The sequence below is a fragment of the Laspinema palackyanum D2c genome (genome assembly GCF_025370875.1).
GTDB lineage: Bacteria > Cyanobacteriota > Cyanobacteriia > Cyanobacteriales > Laspinemataceae > Laspinema > Laspinema palackyanum.
Map to the genome: position 1 here is coordinate 199,829 of NZ_JAMXFD010000007.1, position 18,105 is coordinate 217,933.

Genomic DNA, 18,105 nt, shown 5'->3' on the forward strand with positions numbered 1-18,105 from the left:
CCAGTCGTTTGATGTAGACAGCCGGATTCACGATCGCTCCAAAAGCAAGTTCCCCTATAGCAGCCCTTAACAGATCCTACAAGGCTTACTGGGTGACAACCCAGCTAGAAGCTAGACGGGATAAGGGACATGGCTCTTAAACACCTTCGATAAAACCCTGGTTTATGAGGGTTCAGTTTCATCAAAGTAACGCCTAAATCCTCTCAGGGAACTCGTCAAAATAATATAGCCCAAACCCTTCCCCGGAAGCAATTGTAGGCCCTTCGACTCCCCCTTCGACGGAGCTGCGGGACAGGCTTCGACCCTTCGACCCCCTTCGGCCCTTCGGCAGGCTCAGGGCTCAGGACAGGCTTCGGCCCTTCGACTAGCTCAGGGCTCAGGGCTCAGAGCTCAGAGCTCAGGAGGCAATGCCCACATAGCTGTTCGGTTGGCATTGCCCACCCTACTCCTTTAACTGCTTGAACATAAGAACCGAATAGGAATGATTTATTTTTGGGAATACCCTTAAAGGAATTTAAGCCACTGAATTAACCTCGGAATTGCTTCCCTGGCAGAGGGGTAAAAAGGGGTAAAAAAAGCAAGGGGCAACAGCAGTTGCCCCTTCCCTAAATACTACTCCGCTTCCGGTTCCGGTGTAGAATTGACTTCCGGTTCGGCTGTAGAATCCACTTCCGGTGCGGGTTCCGGTGACGCCGGTGCCGCTTCCGGTTGTGGGGTTGCCGGAACCGCTGGGGGAATTTGTTGCGCTTGTTGCTGAATTTGATCCCGGTATTGGGGCGGTGCTAATTGAGCGGCTGTTTCAAACAGGGGTTTAGCCTCAGCCAATTTTCCTTGATTTTGCCAGACGATCGCCTTAGCATAGATCGGACGAAAATCCTCCGGTTCAGCTTTCATGGCTTCATCGTAAACCGCGATCGCCTCATCATAGCGCTGTTGGTCCGCATAGACCTGACCTAAAATCACCTGCACCGAGACCACATCAATACTTCCCGGCTGAATTTGATTAGCTTGGGGAGCCGTTTTGAGGGTATCCTCAAGCAGTCCGATCGCCGCTTCGGGACGACTTTCTAACAGCAAAAGATTCACATAACCCTGGAGGGCATTAATATTACCGGGTTGGGTTTCCAAAATCGAGCGATAGACAGTCGAAGCCCCATCGCGATCGCCGATTTGTTGCTTGCCTTGAGCCAGTAGGACCGCATAATCCGTGCGTTCGGGATTGATCGCCACTAATTTTTCCAAAGCGGCGATCGCCCCGGGGATATCTTGCAACTTAAGTCGAGTCTCCAACAATCCGCGCAGGGCCGTCTCATTGTTCGGTTCCCGCTGCACTACTAATTCATAACCCCTAGCTTGAGCTTCCAAATCCCCCTGCTGCGAATTTGGGGTCGTTGTTGGGGTTGCTGCTGTGTTAGACCCCGTGGTTTGTGCAGCTCCCATCACACCATTGACAATCGGCGTAATAATTGGTGCAAGACCAATTCCCACAAAGGCAACTAGCCCCAGTATCAAGACGTACAACTTCCATCGCCCCAGCTTTTCTGTCACAATAAAACCTCTAACGCTATCCACATTTTAATCAACATCGGCAGTAACCGCAGGGATTTCTACAAGAACTGAACTACCCGACGCTGACCTGGCGCTACAGCGAGGGCTTCCTACCCAGCAGATTGCGAAATAGTGGATTTCTTGCGTCCTCTACTATCTCCTCTGACACCTGGGCGGTAGGCGATCTCCCCGGTCCGGTGAGGATAAGATTCGCAGTCCTTCATCTCTTCTGTTCGAGGCCGCGTTGATGTTTCTATCGTGCTTCTTTTGACACTTTTCACACTGCCAAGTCCTGACATCAGGGGTCAGCCTGCTTACTTGATTGACGCAAACATTACAGGTTTTGGAGCTAGGAAAGAATCGGTAAACTTCAAGGTAGACTTGGACTTCTTGCTCTGCTTTGTACTTCAGCATGGCACAGAACTGACCCCCTCCCACCTGACTGATTGCTTGATTCGAGACAGTGATTTTTGACCCGGTTCCTAACGGCTAGATTTTCTACCACTATGACTTGGTTTTCCTCTACCCTACGGAGTGACAGTTTGTGGGGGAAATCTGACCGGCATTGAGCTATTTTGTTATGTACCCCGGCTACCTGCTTACAGGTTTTGTTACGGTTGTTAGAACCCTTTTGTCTTCTGGACAATCGCTTCTGCTTGGCTCTTAGATTTTTTTCAGGTTTAGCCAACCAACGGGGGTTGTCAAATTTAGACCCATCAAAAGTGACAGCAAAATGAGTCAACCCTAAATCAATACCTACCGCTTTACCTTCAGCAGTTTTTCCCAGGATATCTTCCCCGTCATTGACTAGGACAGAGGCCAAGTATTGACTATTGGCATTCATCGACACCGTGACTGTTCTGATTGCCCCCTGAATAGGTCTGTGTAGTCTAGCATGAACAATCCCCATCTTGGGAAATTTGATACCCTCTTCTACGATCAAGACATTCTGAGGATAACTAATGGATTGGTTACGGTGCTTTGACTTGAATTGAGGATAATCAGCCCTCCCTTCAAAGAAGTTGATAAAAGCCCTAGACAAATTCAGGGCAACAACCTGTAAGCATTCGGAAGAGGGTTCTTTCATCCATTCATGCTCTTTCTTGAGATGAGTTATCTCTTTGAAGAATGACAAAGCGACCTAGACCCTGACCTGTAGCTTTGTAGGTTTCGTTAGTTAGGTTGAGAGCGTAGTTCCAAGGGAATCTACAGCAACCAAAACTCTGAGCAAGATGTCGTCTTTGCTCCAAGGTTGGGTAAATTCTGTACTGGGTTGCTCTGAGCATTACGGTAAAAACAATTTGGGATAAAATTATAACCGGACAATCCCACTGATTGTCAATTTTCAGGGTATCGTAGCTTGTTTGGTGCGATCGCCTGACCCTTCAACTGACTTGAGGGGTCCATGTATCCCGACACTGACCGTTCCGGTACAGCGCCGGACTTATCGCCCCTCAAACTCCCCAGTAGTTATTCCTTTGAATCGGAGTGACAATTGTAGCTGAGTTGGCAGACAACAGCGAACCCACAATCATTTCAGCAGTCATTTACGGGCCCGTCACCCTAAATTGAGAGCCGGGATATTCACAAACGCGATGGAGTAACGATGGAGTCGCGATCGCCCCTTCATCCATCCAACCAAAGCGAGAAAAGCCGACTCAATGCTATCTTGATCAGGAGTGCGTTTTCACGCCGAGCTGCATTAAACAAACCTAGTTTCCGGCATTACGCCACGAGTAAGCATTGACAGAGCGTACCCCAGATCGACTAGATTTGACGGGTATGAATGCTGTGCGAGCCAGTAAAAAGCAGAAACCATGCGGATTCGGCCCTAGCATCCTTGCATTTTAGGTAAAATCAGCAGCCTGACGGAAAGCAAGCCCCTATCTGCCGATAGTGGGGGGGTTCCTCCCTTATGTTAAGTCAGGATGCAACGAGCTTAATTCTATAGAACCTGTCAAATTCAGGTTTAGAATCATAAAGCGTTTTTCAAGTTAGCTGTCACCGGATGTGTCTCCGCCGCCAGGAGGTTTTATGAATTCCTCTCCCAATCAATTTCCAAGCTCCGCTAATACTCCAGAAGTAGGCCAGTCTGATCCTAGCGTTCAGGCCAATCCGCCGGACTTCTCCTTGAGCCCTCCGACAAAATCACCGGAACCGAAACCTGTGGTCGAATCTCAGGGCGTCCCTGCTCCCGAGGCCGCTACTCATAAAGATACTGAGGGGACCGTGATGCGGCCTCATCCGATTCCCCTGCCTTCGGAACCGAAGCAATATCGGGCGATCGGATTGGTCGCCGGTCGCTATCAACCTTCGGAAGAACAATTCACCCGAGGGAATTTAATCACCCCCGAAGGAACCGCAATTGATGCGGTTTTACTGGGTAAAGTGATGAGTTTGGTCAAAAATCATCTCAGCGATGAAGAAGATCACCTTTGGGTGGTTTATCCTCGCACTAGACAGAAAGAAAAGACCTTGCACGTCCAAATTATGGGGGTGTGGGAGCCAGAAAAACTGACTCCCGCCTCCTCAGAAACCCCGGCCCAGACGACGGAAGCGACACCGACGGTCACCGAGGAGTCCTCTGAGACGGAAGAACCGGGCGAGTTAGAGATTCAAGATGGGTATTTTTCCATTCGTGGCGAGGTGATTTTTCAATCTCAGGACGAGGAATATATCGTCGTTAAAATCAAGCAAAGCCCTAAAGATTCTGACACCAAACCTAAGTTTTTCAAGTTACAGCTTGATGGGACTTTACCTGGGAAAGCCGTCGGTCATTTCTGGGACCTGCACGTGAAGCGTCAGGAAAATTCTCTGCGGATTGAGCAGGGGAACGACATGGGATCGATCGCTCCTAAAAAGAAAAAGCCCTTTAAAGGGAAAGGGGGTAAACCGGGCGGCAGCAAGCGCCCCTTCAAGAGTTCTGGACGCCCAGTCCCCAACCCGACGGTTCAGCAAACCGCCGCCGCACCCCGGACCGAACCGCTTCCCAAACCCGTCAAGCGGAATAAACCCAAAAATCAGGAATAAACCGTGGATCAGGGTTGGGTTTGAATTCCCTCACCGAAATTCTCAGCTGTGCACCATCCTCCCGGTGGATTATTCCAAGCTCAGTTGAGACCCCCACAAATTTTGGGGTAAAAACGAGCGGTCCATCGGCAGGGGGATGACAGGTTCGGTCAGGGTAAATTCCCCGGATTCGATCCAGTGCTTTAATTCCAAGGCAACTTGACGGGAAAAGAAGATACTGGCTAAAGGTGCCGTCCGCACGGGTTTACCTTCTAGGGTAATCCGACCCGTTTTAAGCTGGGCGTAGCTGACTAACCCAAAGGTCGGACGAACCCGACGGGGGATGGCGAAATCCACGACCGGGGCAACTACATCTTGGTCTTGCACCGCACAGTGCAAGACCACTTGCTCATTGAGGATGGGTAACGGCACTCCCACGCCCAGCATTAACGAGGGACCGTAATTGTGGAAGTAGCAACCCCGCACCCATCGCGGATTCATTTGTTTGGCATCTCCAATTAAGGCTAAGGTGGCCGCAGGGCCAATCGGCGTCTTATTGGGTAGGCGTTTTTGCTTGGGAAAGTGCTGAGTCCCTTCCCAAGCAACATAGCCAATTCCGCCCCCTAAAAAAATCCGGGTTCCCGGACCAATCAGGTCGAGTTCCGGGTCGTTGAGTAGGGGTGAAATAGCGCCCGGGTTGGAATAGACGGCATTCCCGAGATGGGGTTGTAGGGGACCGAGGTAGGTAAATAAGGGCCGATCGCCCCCATTCACGCCCACAATAAAATTTTGATATAAGTTCCGAGGATTATATAAATAAAACTGGTTAATGGTGTCCTTGGTCAGGGTGGTTTCAAAGGAGGCCCGGGGATAGCAATCGGTGACTTGCCCGATCGCCCGCAAATGAATCGGTTTCCCCGCAATTAAATCGGCGATCGCATGACCCCCTCCCCGTTCTCGGATTTCCTCTCCATCTTGAGCTTCCGCGACTTCGGTGGCCCCCAAATACAAATCCACCGCCCCAAACCCCGAATAGGCGGGAACTCCATCTAACCAACAGCGCCGAATTTTAATCGGGGGGTCTGTATGTCCCAGGTTCAGAATCGCCCCAGATGACTCCATCGGTTCAAAGGTCCCCGTCGTCACCACATCCACTTCTTTTGTCACCGCCGGGATGCCCTTTTCCAAAACCCGCGCTTTTAGTTCTTCTACAGTCCAGACGACCGCTTTCTTCTGGCTAATTTTGTCATTAATTTCGGCAATCGTTCGCATAGCTTGGGTTCTCTAATATCGGGATTAATTCTGAGAATTTTTTGACTATTGTTAACGAATTCCTCTCTGATTACGGTTAGGGTCTTGGTGGTATAAAAGCCAATTTTAAGACAAGAATAAGGGTAAAAAACAACTCTTTAGGGGAGTTTTACCCTTATTCCGGTTGGGGTTGTTCCTGAAAGTCGGGTCCCGATTTGACCTCGGGGGGAATCAGTGGGCGATCGCTTTGCTGGGGGCGATCGTCCCAAGGGTCATAGTCTAGGGGGGATAAGTCCTGACTTGATGGCAACAACGGCACTGATTTGGTTTCCCCTGGGGTGTCAACCGGGGCGATCGCCTCCAAGGGTCTTGGACGTCTGGTTGCAAAGGGTTTCCGCCATCGGTCTAATATATCTTTCACCAACGTTTCTTGAAGCCAAACCTGAAGCACTAAGGTTAAAGGCAGGGCTAGAAATAATCCTAAAAACCCAAAAATTGAAGCAAAAAAGACTTGGGCGATTAAGGTGACTGCGGGCAGTAAAAAAATCTGCTCCGCCATCACATAAGGAGTCAAAACATTACTTTCTAACTGCTGAATAAAAATATACAACCCCAGCACCGCTAGGGATTTCCACGGTGCATCCAGCAGGGCGATCGCCATTGGCGGAATTGCACTTAAAGCCGGTCCAATATTGGGAATAAAGGTTAATAAACCCGCTAATACTCCATTCGCTAAAGCCAGGGGAACTCCCAAAATTAAAAGGCCAATCCAGCTTAATACCCCAATCACCATCATGTTAAACAGAATGCCAATCAGCCATCCGCCTAACGCCACATCGCAGCGGTCAAGAATGCCATCAACTCGCCATCGATAAAACGAGGGGAAGAGTCGCACGAAAGAACTTCGGTAAGCTTGAGGACTGCTCACCATCATTAAAGCCAGAACTAAGACTAATAGAAAGCTTAATAAGCCCCCAAAAGTCCCGCCCACAACTGCCCCAGCCCCTCCCACTAATTGATTAGCCAAAGGTTGGAGTTGTTGAACGATACTCTCCACATCGGGTAAATATTGCTTCAACTGTGGCGGAACTTGGGTTCTAAATTGATAAATTAAATCATTAATTTCTGCAAATCCCAAAGTTAGGAGTTGGGTGAGTTGTTGTAATTGAGTGGCAAAGGGAGGCACAATCAGCCAAAAAAAACTCACCAAAACCAGGAGTAAGAGGAGGATGGAAACCATGACGGCCCAACCCCGTTTGATGCCAAACCATTGCAACCGGCGAGCGAGTCGATTTAAGGCCGTCGCTAGGACGACTGCGGCAAAGAGTAGCAATAAAATTTCTCGGATTTGCCAGAGAATATAGCAAGAAATAAAAATGGCTAATAAGCCCATCCATTGACCTAAATTCACGGCGATCGCTCCCTCCCATCTAAGCTATTTCCACTAACCCCGTTTTCTTTCGACCCTAAATCAGAGGTTTCAATCTTCAGCAGATTGACCCCGGGGATTGTACTCGATACTCAATATATAGCCTCAACCGAGTCTTTTTGTCTTAAAGGCGCTTAAATGCCTGATCTCAAAAGGGATTTTCTCACCAAACTACCCCCTCCTTGAACTGAAAAGGGCCAATGGGTCCCCAGCCCCCTTAATTTTGTGGATCCTGGAAATACAGTCGCCAACTCAGGACCCCCAAGACGATCGCGGTTGGTGTACAAACGAGGAGCAAGGCGATCGGCGAGGTCTCTGGAATCGCCAGCAGAGGACCTCCATATTTGATAGCAGCAGAAACGATGGCTGAGGCCACCATCACCTTAACGATAAATATAGTATTACTATCCATTGTGATTTATGACCCTTGAAAAACTCACCCGAACCCTTTACACTCAATAAAAAACTCAGCAAAAGACAAAATTAAATTGACTGTCTTCATACCTCTTAAGAGTGCAGTCAATCTCTACCCTTAATCCTAAAAACCTAAAAACCGTGGCTAACAAAACTGGACCTTCGCCCATTCTTTATTTTGTCGCCTTTCTGATTCTAGCCGCAGTCGGTTACTGGTTCTTAAGTTCCGAAGAACAAACCGCGCAAATCACGCCCAATGGTGCGATCGCCCCTCCAGCCCAGGCCCCAGCCACCTCCGAACCCAGCACTTCCACAGCCCCTCCCCCTTCCGCACTGCCATCAGCCCCCCTTGCACCGACCCAGGCGAGAAGTTATACTTTTTCCTTGCCTGCATCAGTCCCAGGGAATACCTCTGTCCGAATTGACGGTTCTACCAGCATGGTGACCATTAATCAGAACCTGAAACAGGGGTTTGAAAGACAATATGCGGGGACCAACATCCTCACCGTTGCTAATGGAACTGAACGGGGAATCCAAGCAGTTCAGGAGGGAAATGCGGACTTGGCAGCAATTTCGCGATCGCTGACCCCCCAGGAAAAAGCCCAGGGATTAGCAGTCGTGGCGATCGCCAGCGATCGCATCGCCCTTGTCGTCGGCATTGAAAACCCCTATACCAGCGGACTGACTCAGGAACAAGTTCGCCAAATCTTCCAAGGACAAATCACCAATTGGCAGGAGATTGGCGGACCTGCAGGACCCATTCAAGTCCTGAATCGCCCCCGTATCAGTGGCACTCATCAAGCCTTTCAAGAAATTGTACTCAATGGGGGCAATTTCGGGAATAGTGCCAATATTACCACCCTTAAGCGAGATGAAACCACCGGAATGCTGCGACAACTCGGACGTAATGGCATCGGATATGCCACCTTCGCTCAAGTTGCCAATCAGCAAACCGTCAAAACTCTCCCCATCGATGGCATGATGCCCGATCATCCCAATTATCCCTTGCAGCGCGTCTTATCCTACGCCTATCAGCAGCCGCCCAACCCAGCAGTCCAAGCCTTTTTAGGCTATGCAACCTCCCCCCAAGGACAGCAATCCATGCTTTCTGGCAGCAATTAATTATTACTACAAACTTGGATAACGACTGAAGTCGTTACTACGAACATCGGGTCACTTCAGGGAACACTTCAATGTTTGTAGTAACGACTTTAGTCGTTTCTTTAGGTTCTGTGTCCTGACTTGAGTTTAAAAAACGCGACCCTCACTAAATCCATTTAGGATATAGTGTTCAGTTGCGGCCCCTAAATCATTACCAAACGCTGCCCTTAAATCAGCATAAGTATTGAGATAACTGACCGCATCGAACAGATTGGTAACCCGCCCTTCCGAAACCCCAAACACAATATAATGCTGCGTGGCTGAGAAAGGATTAACCCCAATCACCTCAATCAAATCCCCATAAGAAGCCAGATATCGCAGTTCGTCAAACGTATCCAATGCTCGATTTTCTGCCTTCCCAAATACCTGAAAATGATCAACAGCAGCGCCAAAATTATAGCCATACGCAGCAATTAGATCCGGATGAGAAGCCAAATATTGATCCGGGTTAAATTCCGTTTCTCCCGTAACCGTGTCTCGGAACGTAGAATTGGGTAACGTTGCCAACCCTTGTAAATTTAAGCCGGTGTTCCCCCCAATCATCCCTAAGCTAGTGGCTTGACCATTCGTCAGGTTAATAGAATAAAGCATCGAGTTATCAACGGCAAAAGCCGTATTCTCCCCAGCCATCCCTGAAACAATATCAAATCCTGCCAAATTGCCAAAATCTACCCCTAAATTCCCAATGGTAACCAGAGTCCCATCATTAGGGGGATTTTGCAGTAACAAGGTATTCAGTTGAGTATCGATATTGTAGAGTTGGGTGGAAGTCGTTCCAGCAAAGGAATTGGTATAACCCGAGGCACTAATGGTCGGATCAACGGCCCCATTGGCGTCCCCTGCTGCAAATGCTAGGGTGCCATCCACAATAACTGCGCCGGTATCAACATTAATGCGGAAATTTTGGTTATTTTCACCCACTAATCGCAGTCGATCTGGAACCGGATTAAAGTCAAATCCCGAAACGGTTCCCCCTTCAAAAGGTTGGGATAAGGTACTGACTAATGTGGCCGATACGGTGGCCGGAGTCATTGTATTATTCAATGCTCCATTGGCATCAATGGTGAATCCCAGACGCTGGGGGTCAATGGAGTAAATATTATTGGTGGTTGTGATGCCATAAATTAAACCGTTAGCCGGTCTGGTATCAATGCCGAGTAGGGTTCCCTCAATTCCAGTGACTCCCACAGAGACGGTCTGGGTTGGATTATTCGAGTTAAAAGCAACTAAGGTATTGTTGTCATTTAAAGCAATAAAAACGGTCATTATTTTTCCTTATTTTTGGGTTAAGGGTCAAGATTTTTCTGTTTTTCAGCTAAAAATACCCGCATAAAAATAGCGGATTATGAAATCGATATTACACATCTCTATGCTTTCGGTGAAACCTGATAGATGTGTTAAACCTGGACTTTTCCAGCTAAGACTTGCCTCAATTCTCTTTCAAGTCTTTTTATTTTCGATTCCGCTGTAGGTTGGCCTCCCTAAAAATAGTGCTGATTGGTCTCGGGGGGTCTCGTTTGTAAGAGGCGGTTAAAAAGTGAATCATTTATGTTCTGGTCATTTAAGTTACTTCCTGAAGATAGTAAAATTATCCAATTTTACTATCTTCAGTGAATTAACCCCCAGGGGAGAAAACTTATCTAATTTTAGCACTATCTCAATGAGTCCTGAGAGAAATGGGCGGGAAAATCCGCCAAATGATCGATATTTATCCCGCACTTTTCTATCAGGAGCGGGCTGATAATGGCCAATTTCAGGGCTTTGGGAGACTTTCGGAGGAGAACAGGACAAACGGCAACTTACACTCCAGAAGCCCTAAGACAATCTGGGATTTCCGTCTGTTTTCAGGTATTTTAGGGCATCAAGTTCCTGCTCGGGATCAACTGAGTCCCCGTTTTTAAGTGCCAGGGCTGAGGTTCCAAATTTAACCTGAGCGGTGATCAATGGCCAGTTATGCTATCTCTTATAAGTGAGTATTTTGTTGCGGGGAGTGATTTAATTTCCCTCAGTTAAGTAGCTCTGGCCGTAGAACAAGTGAAGTTAGGGGGCCGGTACAGTCTTGATTTAAACCTGGATATCTTTACAAAATATCTGCTACTCTGTAGCCAAGAAAGTTCGATAAAATCTGCTTCCTTATCCTTGGAAACTCATCCTATACCGAGGGGACGTAAGTTGGGTTTACAAGAAAAAACACGGACTCTTTGAGTCCGTGTGTGAAGTTTTATCGGATTTATAAGGGTGGGCTTAACGACTAATATAGTGAACCCAGAACTCTCCATCCGGAATACAAGTGCGGCGGATTAAATTGTAGGAGTAGTGCAGATAGGCACCGTTCCTGTCATTTCGATAACCCGATGGGAACCATTCGCCATAAGGGTCATGAACAATAAATCCGTTGGCGTCAAACCCGACTAACACGATAATGTGACCAAAGCTGGTGAAATAGCCGTGAATCACACAGGGATTGCCACTGCGCAGGTGATTTTGACAGCGTTCGATGGTTCCCCAGTAGGTAAAGTCATCTTTGCGTTTATAGTCTCGGACAACTCGCGCTAAATGTTCAGGGTTATGACGGGAATATCCGCGATCGAGACACCAACGATATAATTCATCTTCCATCTGGCGATAGCGACTGTCGTAGCGGGGAACGCCTAGATATTCCAAACACATGGCGATCGAGGTGACATTACAAGCGCCGCTGGGATTGTAATAGTTATCCATCTGAGACTTGAAAGGCACATTTAATCGCACCGTTGCCGCCGGTTGCTGGGGTTGAGTTAGGGTGCGGTTGCCTTCTATGAGTTGAACGTGCTCTTCAAAGGCATACCAGACGCGATTTCCCCGAATCGCTTCTTGTAAGGTAATCCGATAATGACCGCGATGGCCCCGTTCATAATTAGCTAACGTAAAACTTTGACCCACTTCTACACTAAATTGCTCATTGGCAGTGAGTACAGAAGATTGGAGGGGTAAAGTTTTAAAAATCGTTTTCGTGATGATTTGTAGGGAAATTCGCGGTATCGATAAAGTTTGGACCTGAGGATTCATCAGGGCTGCAATTGTTTTCGGACCCAGGGCTTCTTCTTCTTCTTCAATCCCGTTCACTTCCTGAAAGCGTTGATAAGCGGCGATCGTCAGTTCCCCAAAAACACCATCAACGGGAGGAGTGAGTAATTGCAACTCCGTTAAGCGATGCTGAATCTCACTCGTTAAAATCTGATTATTTGCCACTTCGGAGAGGGGACAAATCTTGTCAATTTCCAGAAAAATGGAATTAGGCTTGTCGTTAGTTACGGTCATAATAAAAGAGTGGAGGGCAAAAGTTCGGGTACTAAAGACGCTGCTAATTGGTTTTAGCCCCTGTAATTTTATTGCGGATAAAATATCGGTTGCTCCGGAAATTGAAGCCGACCTAATCCAGGATTTAACCCTCGGGGGACAAAAGACTGAAGAAAGGGCTAGACTCATTCCGCCAGAAGAGATTCTGAGCTGTTCAAGTCCGCTTGGTTGCCCCACGCTGACCTATCCCCCTGCTATCGTGGAAAAGAGTATCTTGTTAACTGACGCGATCGCCCACTTTTATGACAGAAAAAGCACGAATTTGTATCCTCGGCGGCGGATTTGGCGGTCTGTATGCCGCTTTGCGCTTGAGCGAGTTACCCTGGAACCCATCTGGAACCCCCGAGATTGTTCTGATTGATAACAACGATCGCTTTTTGTTCTCCCCCCTCCTCTACGAGTTGCTCACCGGGGAATTGCAATCGTGGGAAATTGCACCCCCGTTTTCCGAACTGTTGGCAAATACCCGAGTGCGCTTCCATCAAGGTACTGTCTGTGACATCAACCTAGAGAATAGACAGGTCCATTTAGAGGATGGAGTAGAATTCAGTTACGATCGCGCCATCTTGGCCCTCGGTGGCGAAACTCCCTTAGATTTAGTCCCCGGATGTGCCGATTATGCCTTCCCTTTCCGCACCATCGCCGATGCCTATCGCCTAGAAGAACGCCTGCGCCTCCTAGAAGCATCCGACAAAGATAAAATCCGCATCGCTGTCGTCGGTGGCGGATATTCCGGGGTGGAATTGGCTTGTAAACTGGCCGATCGCCTCAAAAACCGAGGTCGTCTGCGCCTCGTTGAAATGGGGACAGAAATTCTGCGAACCTCCACGGAATTTAACCGCAAAGCAGCAACCCAAGCCTTAGAAGAACGGGGAATTTGGATTGATTTAGAAACCACCACCCAAGAAATTACCGCCGATAGCATTTCCCTGTTATATCGAGAACAAGTAGACCCCATTCCCGTAGATTTGGTGATTTGGACCGTTGGAACCCAAGTGGCGGCAGCGGTGCAAGCCCTCCCGGTCAAGCATACCGACCGGGGTCAAATCGAAGTGACGCGGACCTTACAGGCGATCGACCATCCGGAACTGTTTGCAGTCGGGGACCTCGCCTATAGTCTTGATGGCAGCGGACAACCAGTCCCCACCACGGCACAAGCAGCCATGCAGCAAGCGGATTATGCCGCCTGGAATGTTTGGGCCTCCTTGAGCGATCGCCCCCTTCTCCCCTTTGAATATCAAGGATTAGGAGAAATGATGACCTTGGGAATTGATAATGCCACCTTAACCGGATTAGGGGTCAAATTGGATGGTCAAATGGCGCACCTCTTACGGCGGTTAGCCTATCTGTATCGGATGCCCACATTTGACCATCAGCTTAAAGTCGGCTTAAATTGGATTACTCAGCCCGTGCGTGAGTTTTTCTCTCAATCCGGTTTACCCCGTTAACCTAAGCTGATGTCCCAACCTTCGGTGATTTTTTTCGATGCCGCCGGGACCCTTTTTGGAGTGCGTGGCACTGTCGGTGCCGCTTATGGAAATTTTGCCCGTCGCTTTGGGGTCGAAGTGGACGATCGCCTGTTAAATCAGGCATTTTTCGACAGTTTTGCCGCCACCGAACAGGCGGCATTTCCGGGAGTTGTGCAAACTGAGATTCCCCGCCTGGAATTTCAGTGGTGGGAGGCGATCGCCTCGGATACCTTCAAACGCGCCGGAGTCTTCCATCAGTTTGCCGACTTTTCCGCCTTCTTTGAGCAACTGTACGATTACTTTGCCACCGCTGACCCTTGGTTCGTCTATCCCGATGTTCGCCCCACCCTGGAATCCCTGCATTCTCAAGGCATTCCAATGGGAGTTGTATCCAATTTTGACTCCCGACTCTACTCCGTCCTAGAGGCATTGGATCTGGCTCACTTTTTTGAGTCCGTTACCATTTCTACCGTCGTGGGGGCTGCAAAACCAAACCCGCCGATTTTTGCGGCGGGTTTAGAAAAACATGGCTGTGCAGCGTCAGAGGCATGGCACATCGGCGATAGCTATCGGGATGATTATCAAGGGGCGATCGCCGCTGGTTTGCGCGGGATATGGCTGCGGCGTAACCCCTAGAACGGCTTAATAAAGGTAGCAGGTGAGTTGCTGGGATTCCATTTGTAGCTGTTCAATCAAGTTTTCATTCCCCAGCATCATTGCCGCTTGCATCCGGCGTTCTAAACTCCGACAAATGTTATTGCGGTGAAGTTTGGCTACCTCTTCCATCACCTTGTCTGCCGGTTGAGCATCCATGAGGGGCCTCACCTGCCGAGTCTTGGGGGCTACTGGTGCCACTGAAGTGCTGACAGGTTCCCCAGAATTATACTGAGCGCCCCGATAGGTTAACTCCTTGAGAGTTGCGGGGACAGGAATATGCCGGGGATAGCGCACTTGCCAATCATTCCCCCGATATTTTCCCCCAATTTCTGCCTCCATAAGATTAAAGCTCTGGGGTTCCGAATCGTAGCCAATTCCCCGATAAGTTAGTTTCATATCTGTGTTCCTGTTCTAAATTAAGTGGATTTACTAAAGTTGGGAGAGGGGCCGCTTTTTTGCATTTCCCTCTATTTCTGTATTATATTTTACCGTTTTGATGAAATATGGGTTTTCTTAATAAAACTTAACAATTTGAGCCGTTTTCTGATAGATGGACCTCTCCCTCGTTTCTGGGCAAGAAAGCCTTGATCCCCGATACCACTCAAAAATAAGGCCCACTAGAGTAGGGTGGTGTGGAAACTGAAGAAACGACTAAAGTCGTTACTACAAACAGGGGATAAATCTCTTCGTTTGTAGTAACGACTTCAGTCGTTTCCGGGCATTAACTTCCGGGAGTAACCCTAAACTCTGCCAATGTCAAGAGGCGATCGCCTCCCCACATCATAAAGAAACGACTAAAGTCGTTACTACAAACAGGGGATAAATCTCTTCGTTTGTAGTAACGACTTTAGTCGTTTCCGGGCATTAACTTCCGGGAGTAACCCTAAACTCTGGCAATGTCAAGAGGCGATCGCCACCCCACATCATAAAGAAACGACTAAAGTCGTTACTACAAACAGGGGATAAATCTCTTCGTTTGTAGTAACGACTTCAGTCGTTTCCGGGCATTAACTTCCGGGAGTAACCCTAAACTCTGGCAATGTCAAGAGGCGATCGCCTCCCCACATAATAAAGAAACGACTGAAGTCGTTACTACGAACCTAAGAGAACGACTAAAGTCGTTACTACGAACTTGGAGAAATCTCTTTGTTTGTAGTAACGACTTTAGTCGTTTCCGCGCATTAACTTCCGGGAGTAACCCCAGACTCTGCAAACTCAAACAACCGATCGCTAAAGGACCTAATTAAGTCCGCATCCGCTACCCGTTGCCGCCATCGTTCTGGAATGCCAGATTCTCCATAAAATGCCCCGGCAATCTGCCCATAAATCGCCCCGGTTGTATCCGCATCATCCCCTAAATTAACCGCTAATAAACAGCCTTCTTCAAACGATTGACTGTGATAAAAAGCCCATAATGCAGCTTCTAAAGACTTAACTACATAACCAGTCCCTTGAATTTCTGGTGGTTGGCGAGTTTTGAAAGAACCATCCGCAATTTCAGCAATTTCTGGAACCAGGGGATGTTTTTGCCAATATCCAGGAAGGGGACTGTAGTGAGGAGAAAGCAATTGTTCCTTACTACTATCCTGGATTGCACCAATAATTAATCCGGCAAAATATCGGCAAGCATCGACGGCAGTAGCTGCACCGTGGGTGGTGCGTGAACTGTCTTTTGAGGTGGCGATCGCCACTTCCGGATGATTCGCATAAAATAGGGGAACAGGTGCTAACCGCATCAGAGAACCATTCCCCGCACTTCGGGCATCTGTCGCACCACAATAGGGTTGTCTCGTCTCTTGAAATCGCCCCAGGGCTTGTTGCACCGTATTTCCGATATCAAAACACTCTCCGGTACTGCTGAGATATCCCGTTTGCTCCCATTTTAAATAGGTTTCTAATTGGTTAACCGGGTCAAACCCCTGTTTTTCAATCAGACTTTCTGCTAAACATAAAGCCATTGAAGTATCATCGGTCCATTCTCCGGGTTTGAGGTGAAAAATCCCCCCGCCTACCATATCAGTGATGGGAGTAAAAGTCCCCGGTTTCTTAAATTCTAAGGTGGTTCCTACCGCATCACCCACGGCTAAACCGAGAAGACATCCACGATATCGAGCGATTTTTTCCATTGGAATTATTAGGGTTAAGGAAAAATCTTCAGAGCCATTAAGACAAGGGGTGGGAATTCAGTTTTAGAGGGATAAGTCACGCAGATAGTAAAAGCGATCGCTGTGCCAATCGCTGCCTTTAATTCGTCCTAAATATCCCGTGAGGGGAGAAGAAAGTTCGATTAAAATTTCGTGCATTTCTTTTAAAGGAATAAAATGATGCGGATAGGAACTCACATATAGAGCATGGAGGGCTTCTACTCCAGCGAGTTCTAAGCGGGCATTTTCTAAATGTCGTTTAACCAGTTTGATAATGCGCGATCGCAACTCAATGGATTCTTTGACTTTATCAATATAACTATTGACTTTATCATCGGCCCATCCATAAGGGTCTTGCCGCAAACACTGTTTTAATTTCAGCAAGTCCACGGACCCTTTATATTTAGCTTGCAAGTCAACTAAACTTTGCAAGGTTTCGGGACGGATGACATTCATCTGATTTTTAATTGCCACGTTCAGCACATCCACAGTTAACTCTTCAGCCGCGACGATCCACTTAATAGCTCGTTCGTATCGTTCGGTTCCGAGATGATTTGCAGCCCGGGTTAGGAGTTGAGCGGGATTGTCAGAGATCGCAGTTTTGGGGTTTTTAGCTTTACACTGTCCTACCATAAGATAAGGCGTTTCGCAATAAAAATCGCATCCTTCCCCGGCAATCAGGAACTCAGGAAGGAGTTCGGGACCGCTAAACCCTAATTTCAGCAACCCTTGGCGCACCAGCTTGGCAAACCCTTGGGCATCTTGAGAATTACCCACCGGGGCGATCGTCCTAATCCAGGTTAAATCCGGGTCCTCTGCGGTGGCAGGAACCGGATTTCCGAACCCGAGAAACTGTTGCAAATCATCATCGAGGTTTTGTGCCGTTGGTTGAGAACGAGCGAGTTGGGCGATCGCCCCTTGCAAGGCATCTAATTCTGGATGCAGAGGGAGGAGGAACTGTTCAAGTTGTGAACGCCGGTAGGCAAAGGTGCGATCGCTCAATACTGGCACAGAATCAGCCACCGCAATGGTTACAGGTAAGGCAATGGGGGTTCCGATTCGGTCCTGGGTGGGAAGATGAAAAGCTAAGGCGATCGCCTCCGGAAGTCGATCAACTCGCAAATGAGCCAGAAAAATAGCCCCCTGATCCTCGATAATTTCCTCTAAGTCTTCTAAACTCCACAAGGTTAATCGAGACAGGGTAGGTAAGGAATTTCTGTCGGTAATGGTTTGGCATCCTTCACACCGCGCGATCGCCACAATTTTGACGGTTTCTGCTACTTCCGTCGGTTGATCCGAGGACTCGGGCGGCAGTTGAGGGGTAAAATCATTTCGGAAATAAAGGGCAAATTCTTGTCCCGGATCCAGAAAAATTTCTGCCACCGCAGCAATGGTAGCCCCTTGGATGAGCGCCTCAACATCCGGTGCACTTAAGCCTAAGGCGGTTGAAATTAACACAGATTGATTCATAGTGCCATCTCTCGGGGACCTACTAGAACCGGGTGATATTTTTCTAAATCAAGGGTTATAGCGGTTCCCACAGTTATTTGCGTACATTTTTGGAGTGCGAGCATCTTGCTCGCTAGGACAAGTGAAATATCAAGATTTGCGTCAGTCTTGTCCATTATGATTATTCTCCCTGATCGTCCTGACTAAAAGAAGGCACTTTGTCAGAATTATTTTT

Annotated in this window: 16 protein-coding genes; 4 read left to right on the forward strand and 12 right to left on the reverse strand. The window is 48.2% G+C overall.

Annotated elements, in window-relative coordinates; all coding sequences use genetic code 11:
- Positions 1-612: 612 nt before the first annotated feature.
- The 4 genes from NG795_RS11615 to NG795_RS11630 form a co-directional block, all read right to left on the reverse strand.
- Positions 613-1,548 (reverse strand): tetratricopeptide repeat protein, encoded by a 936-nt coding sequence (locus NG795_RS11615; RefSeq protein WP_367288832.1) that lies wholly within the window; start codon positions 1,546-1,548, stop codon positions 613-615.
- Positions 1,549-1,701: 153 nt separating this feature from the next.
- Positions 1,702-1,962, reverse strand: coding sequence for a zinc ribbon domain-containing protein (locus NG795_RS11620; RefSeq protein WP_367288833.1), 261 nt, complete (start codon positions 1,960-1,962; stop codon positions 1,702-1,704).
- A complete protein-coding gene (locus tag NG795_RS11625; RefSeq protein ID WP_367288834.1) occupies positions 1,919-2,635 on the reverse strand; it encodes an RNA-guided endonuclease InsQ/TnpB family protein in 717 nt (238 codons plus the stop codon). Before NG795_RS11625 ends, NG795_RS11620 begins: the two co-directional genes overlap by 44 nt.
- 4 nt (positions 2,636-2,639) lie before the next feature.
- Complete coding sequence (locus NG795_RS11630; protein ID WP_367288835.1) at positions 2,640-2,834, reverse strand: helix-turn-helix domain-containing protein; 195 nt, start codon at positions 2,832-2,834, stop codon at positions 2,640-2,642.
- Positions 2,835-3,582: 748 nt separating this feature from the next.
- On the opposite strand from NG795_RS11630, the gene patR reads away from it, so the two are divergent.
- Positions 3,583-4,578, forward strand: coding sequence for a heterocyst master regulator PatR (patR, locus tag NG795_RS11635; RefSeq protein ID WP_367288836.1), 996 nt, complete (start codon positions 3,583-3,585; stop codon positions 4,576-4,578).
- 69 nt (positions 4,579-4,647) lie between these two features.
- Here the strand turns inward: patR and NG795_RS11640 are convergent, their stop codons facing one another.
- The 3 genes from NG795_RS11640 to NG795_RS11650 form a co-directional block, all read right to left on the reverse strand.
- Complete coding sequence (locus NG795_RS11640; protein ID WP_367288837.1) at positions 4,648-5,829, reverse strand: homocysteine biosynthesis protein; 1,182 nt, start codon at positions 5,827-5,829, stop codon at positions 4,648-4,650.
- A gap of 154 nt (positions 5,830-5,983) precedes the next feature.
- Positions 5,984-7,219 carry an AI-2E family transporter gene (locus NG795_RS11645; RefSeq protein ID WP_367288838.1) on the reverse strand — a complete coding sequence of 412 codons (1,236 nt, stop codon included), beginning with the start codon at positions 7,217-7,219 and terminating at the stop codon, positions 5,984-5,986.
- A gap of 235 nt (positions 7,220-7,454) precedes the next feature.
- A complete protein-coding gene (locus NG795_RS11650; RefSeq protein WP_367288839.1) occupies positions 7,455-7,649 on the reverse strand; it encodes a hypothetical protein in 195 nt (64 codons plus the stop codon).
- A gap of 143 nt (positions 7,650-7,792) precedes the next feature.
- Between NG795_RS11650 and NG795_RS11655 the strand changes: the two genes are divergently transcribed.
- On the forward strand, positions 7,793-8,773 hold the full coding sequence (locus tag NG795_RS11655) for a phosphate ABC transporter substrate-binding protein (RefSeq protein WP_367288840.1): 981 nt from the start codon (positions 7,793-7,795) through the stop codon (positions 8,771-8,773).
- Positions 8,774-8,899: 126 nt separating this feature from the next.
- Here the strand turns inward: NG795_RS11655 and NG795_RS11660 are convergent, their stop codons facing one another.
- A complete protein-coding gene (locus tag NG795_RS11660) occupies positions 8,900-10,078 on the reverse strand; it encodes a DUF4394 domain-containing protein (RefSeq protein WP_367288841.1) in 1,179 nt (392 codons plus the stop codon).
- Positions 10,079-11,056: 978 nt separating this feature from the next.
- Positions 11,057-12,112: a C39 family peptidase gene (locus tag NG795_RS11665; protein ID WP_367288842.1), complete on the reverse strand. Its 1,056-nt coding sequence runs from the start codon at positions 12,110-12,112 to the stop codon at positions 11,057-11,059.
- A 281-nt stretch (positions 12,113-12,393) separates the two neighbouring features.
- Here NG795_RS11665 and NG795_RS11670 point away from each other — a divergent pair, with 281 nt between their 5' ends.
- Positions 12,394-13,599, forward strand: coding sequence for an NAD(P)/FAD-dependent oxidoreductase (locus NG795_RS11670; protein WP_367288843.1), 1,206 nt, complete (start codon positions 12,394-12,396; stop codon positions 13,597-13,599).
- A gap of 9 nt (positions 13,600-13,608) precedes the next feature.
- Complete coding sequence (locus tag NG795_RS11675; RefSeq protein WP_367288844.1) at positions 13,609-14,256, forward strand: HAD-IA family hydrolase; 648 nt, start codon at positions 13,609-13,611, stop codon at positions 14,254-14,256.
- A gap of 6 nt (positions 14,257-14,262) precedes the next feature.
- Here NG795_RS11675 and NG795_RS11680 read toward each other — a convergent pair whose 3' ends face one another.
- From NG795_RS11680 to NG795_RS11690, 3 genes are all read right to left on the reverse strand, one after another.
- Positions 14,263-14,673 (reverse strand): DUF4278 domain-containing protein, encoded by a 411-nt coding sequence (locus NG795_RS11680; RefSeq protein ID WP_367288845.1) that lies wholly within the window; start codon positions 14,671-14,673, stop codon positions 14,263-14,265.
- Between the two features lie 785 nt (positions 14,674-15,458).
- Entirely contained in the window at positions 15,459-16,403 is a 945-nt protein-coding gene (locus tag NG795_RS11685; protein ID WP_367288846.1) for an ADP-ribosylglycohydrolase family protein, read from the reverse strand.
- Between the two features lie 63 nt (positions 16,404-16,466).
- Positions 16,467-17,891, reverse strand: coding sequence for a DUF1802 family protein (locus tag NG795_RS11690; protein WP_367288847.1), 1,425 nt, complete (start codon positions 17,889-17,891; stop codon positions 16,467-16,469).
- Positions 17,892-18,105 lie beyond the last annotated feature (214 nt).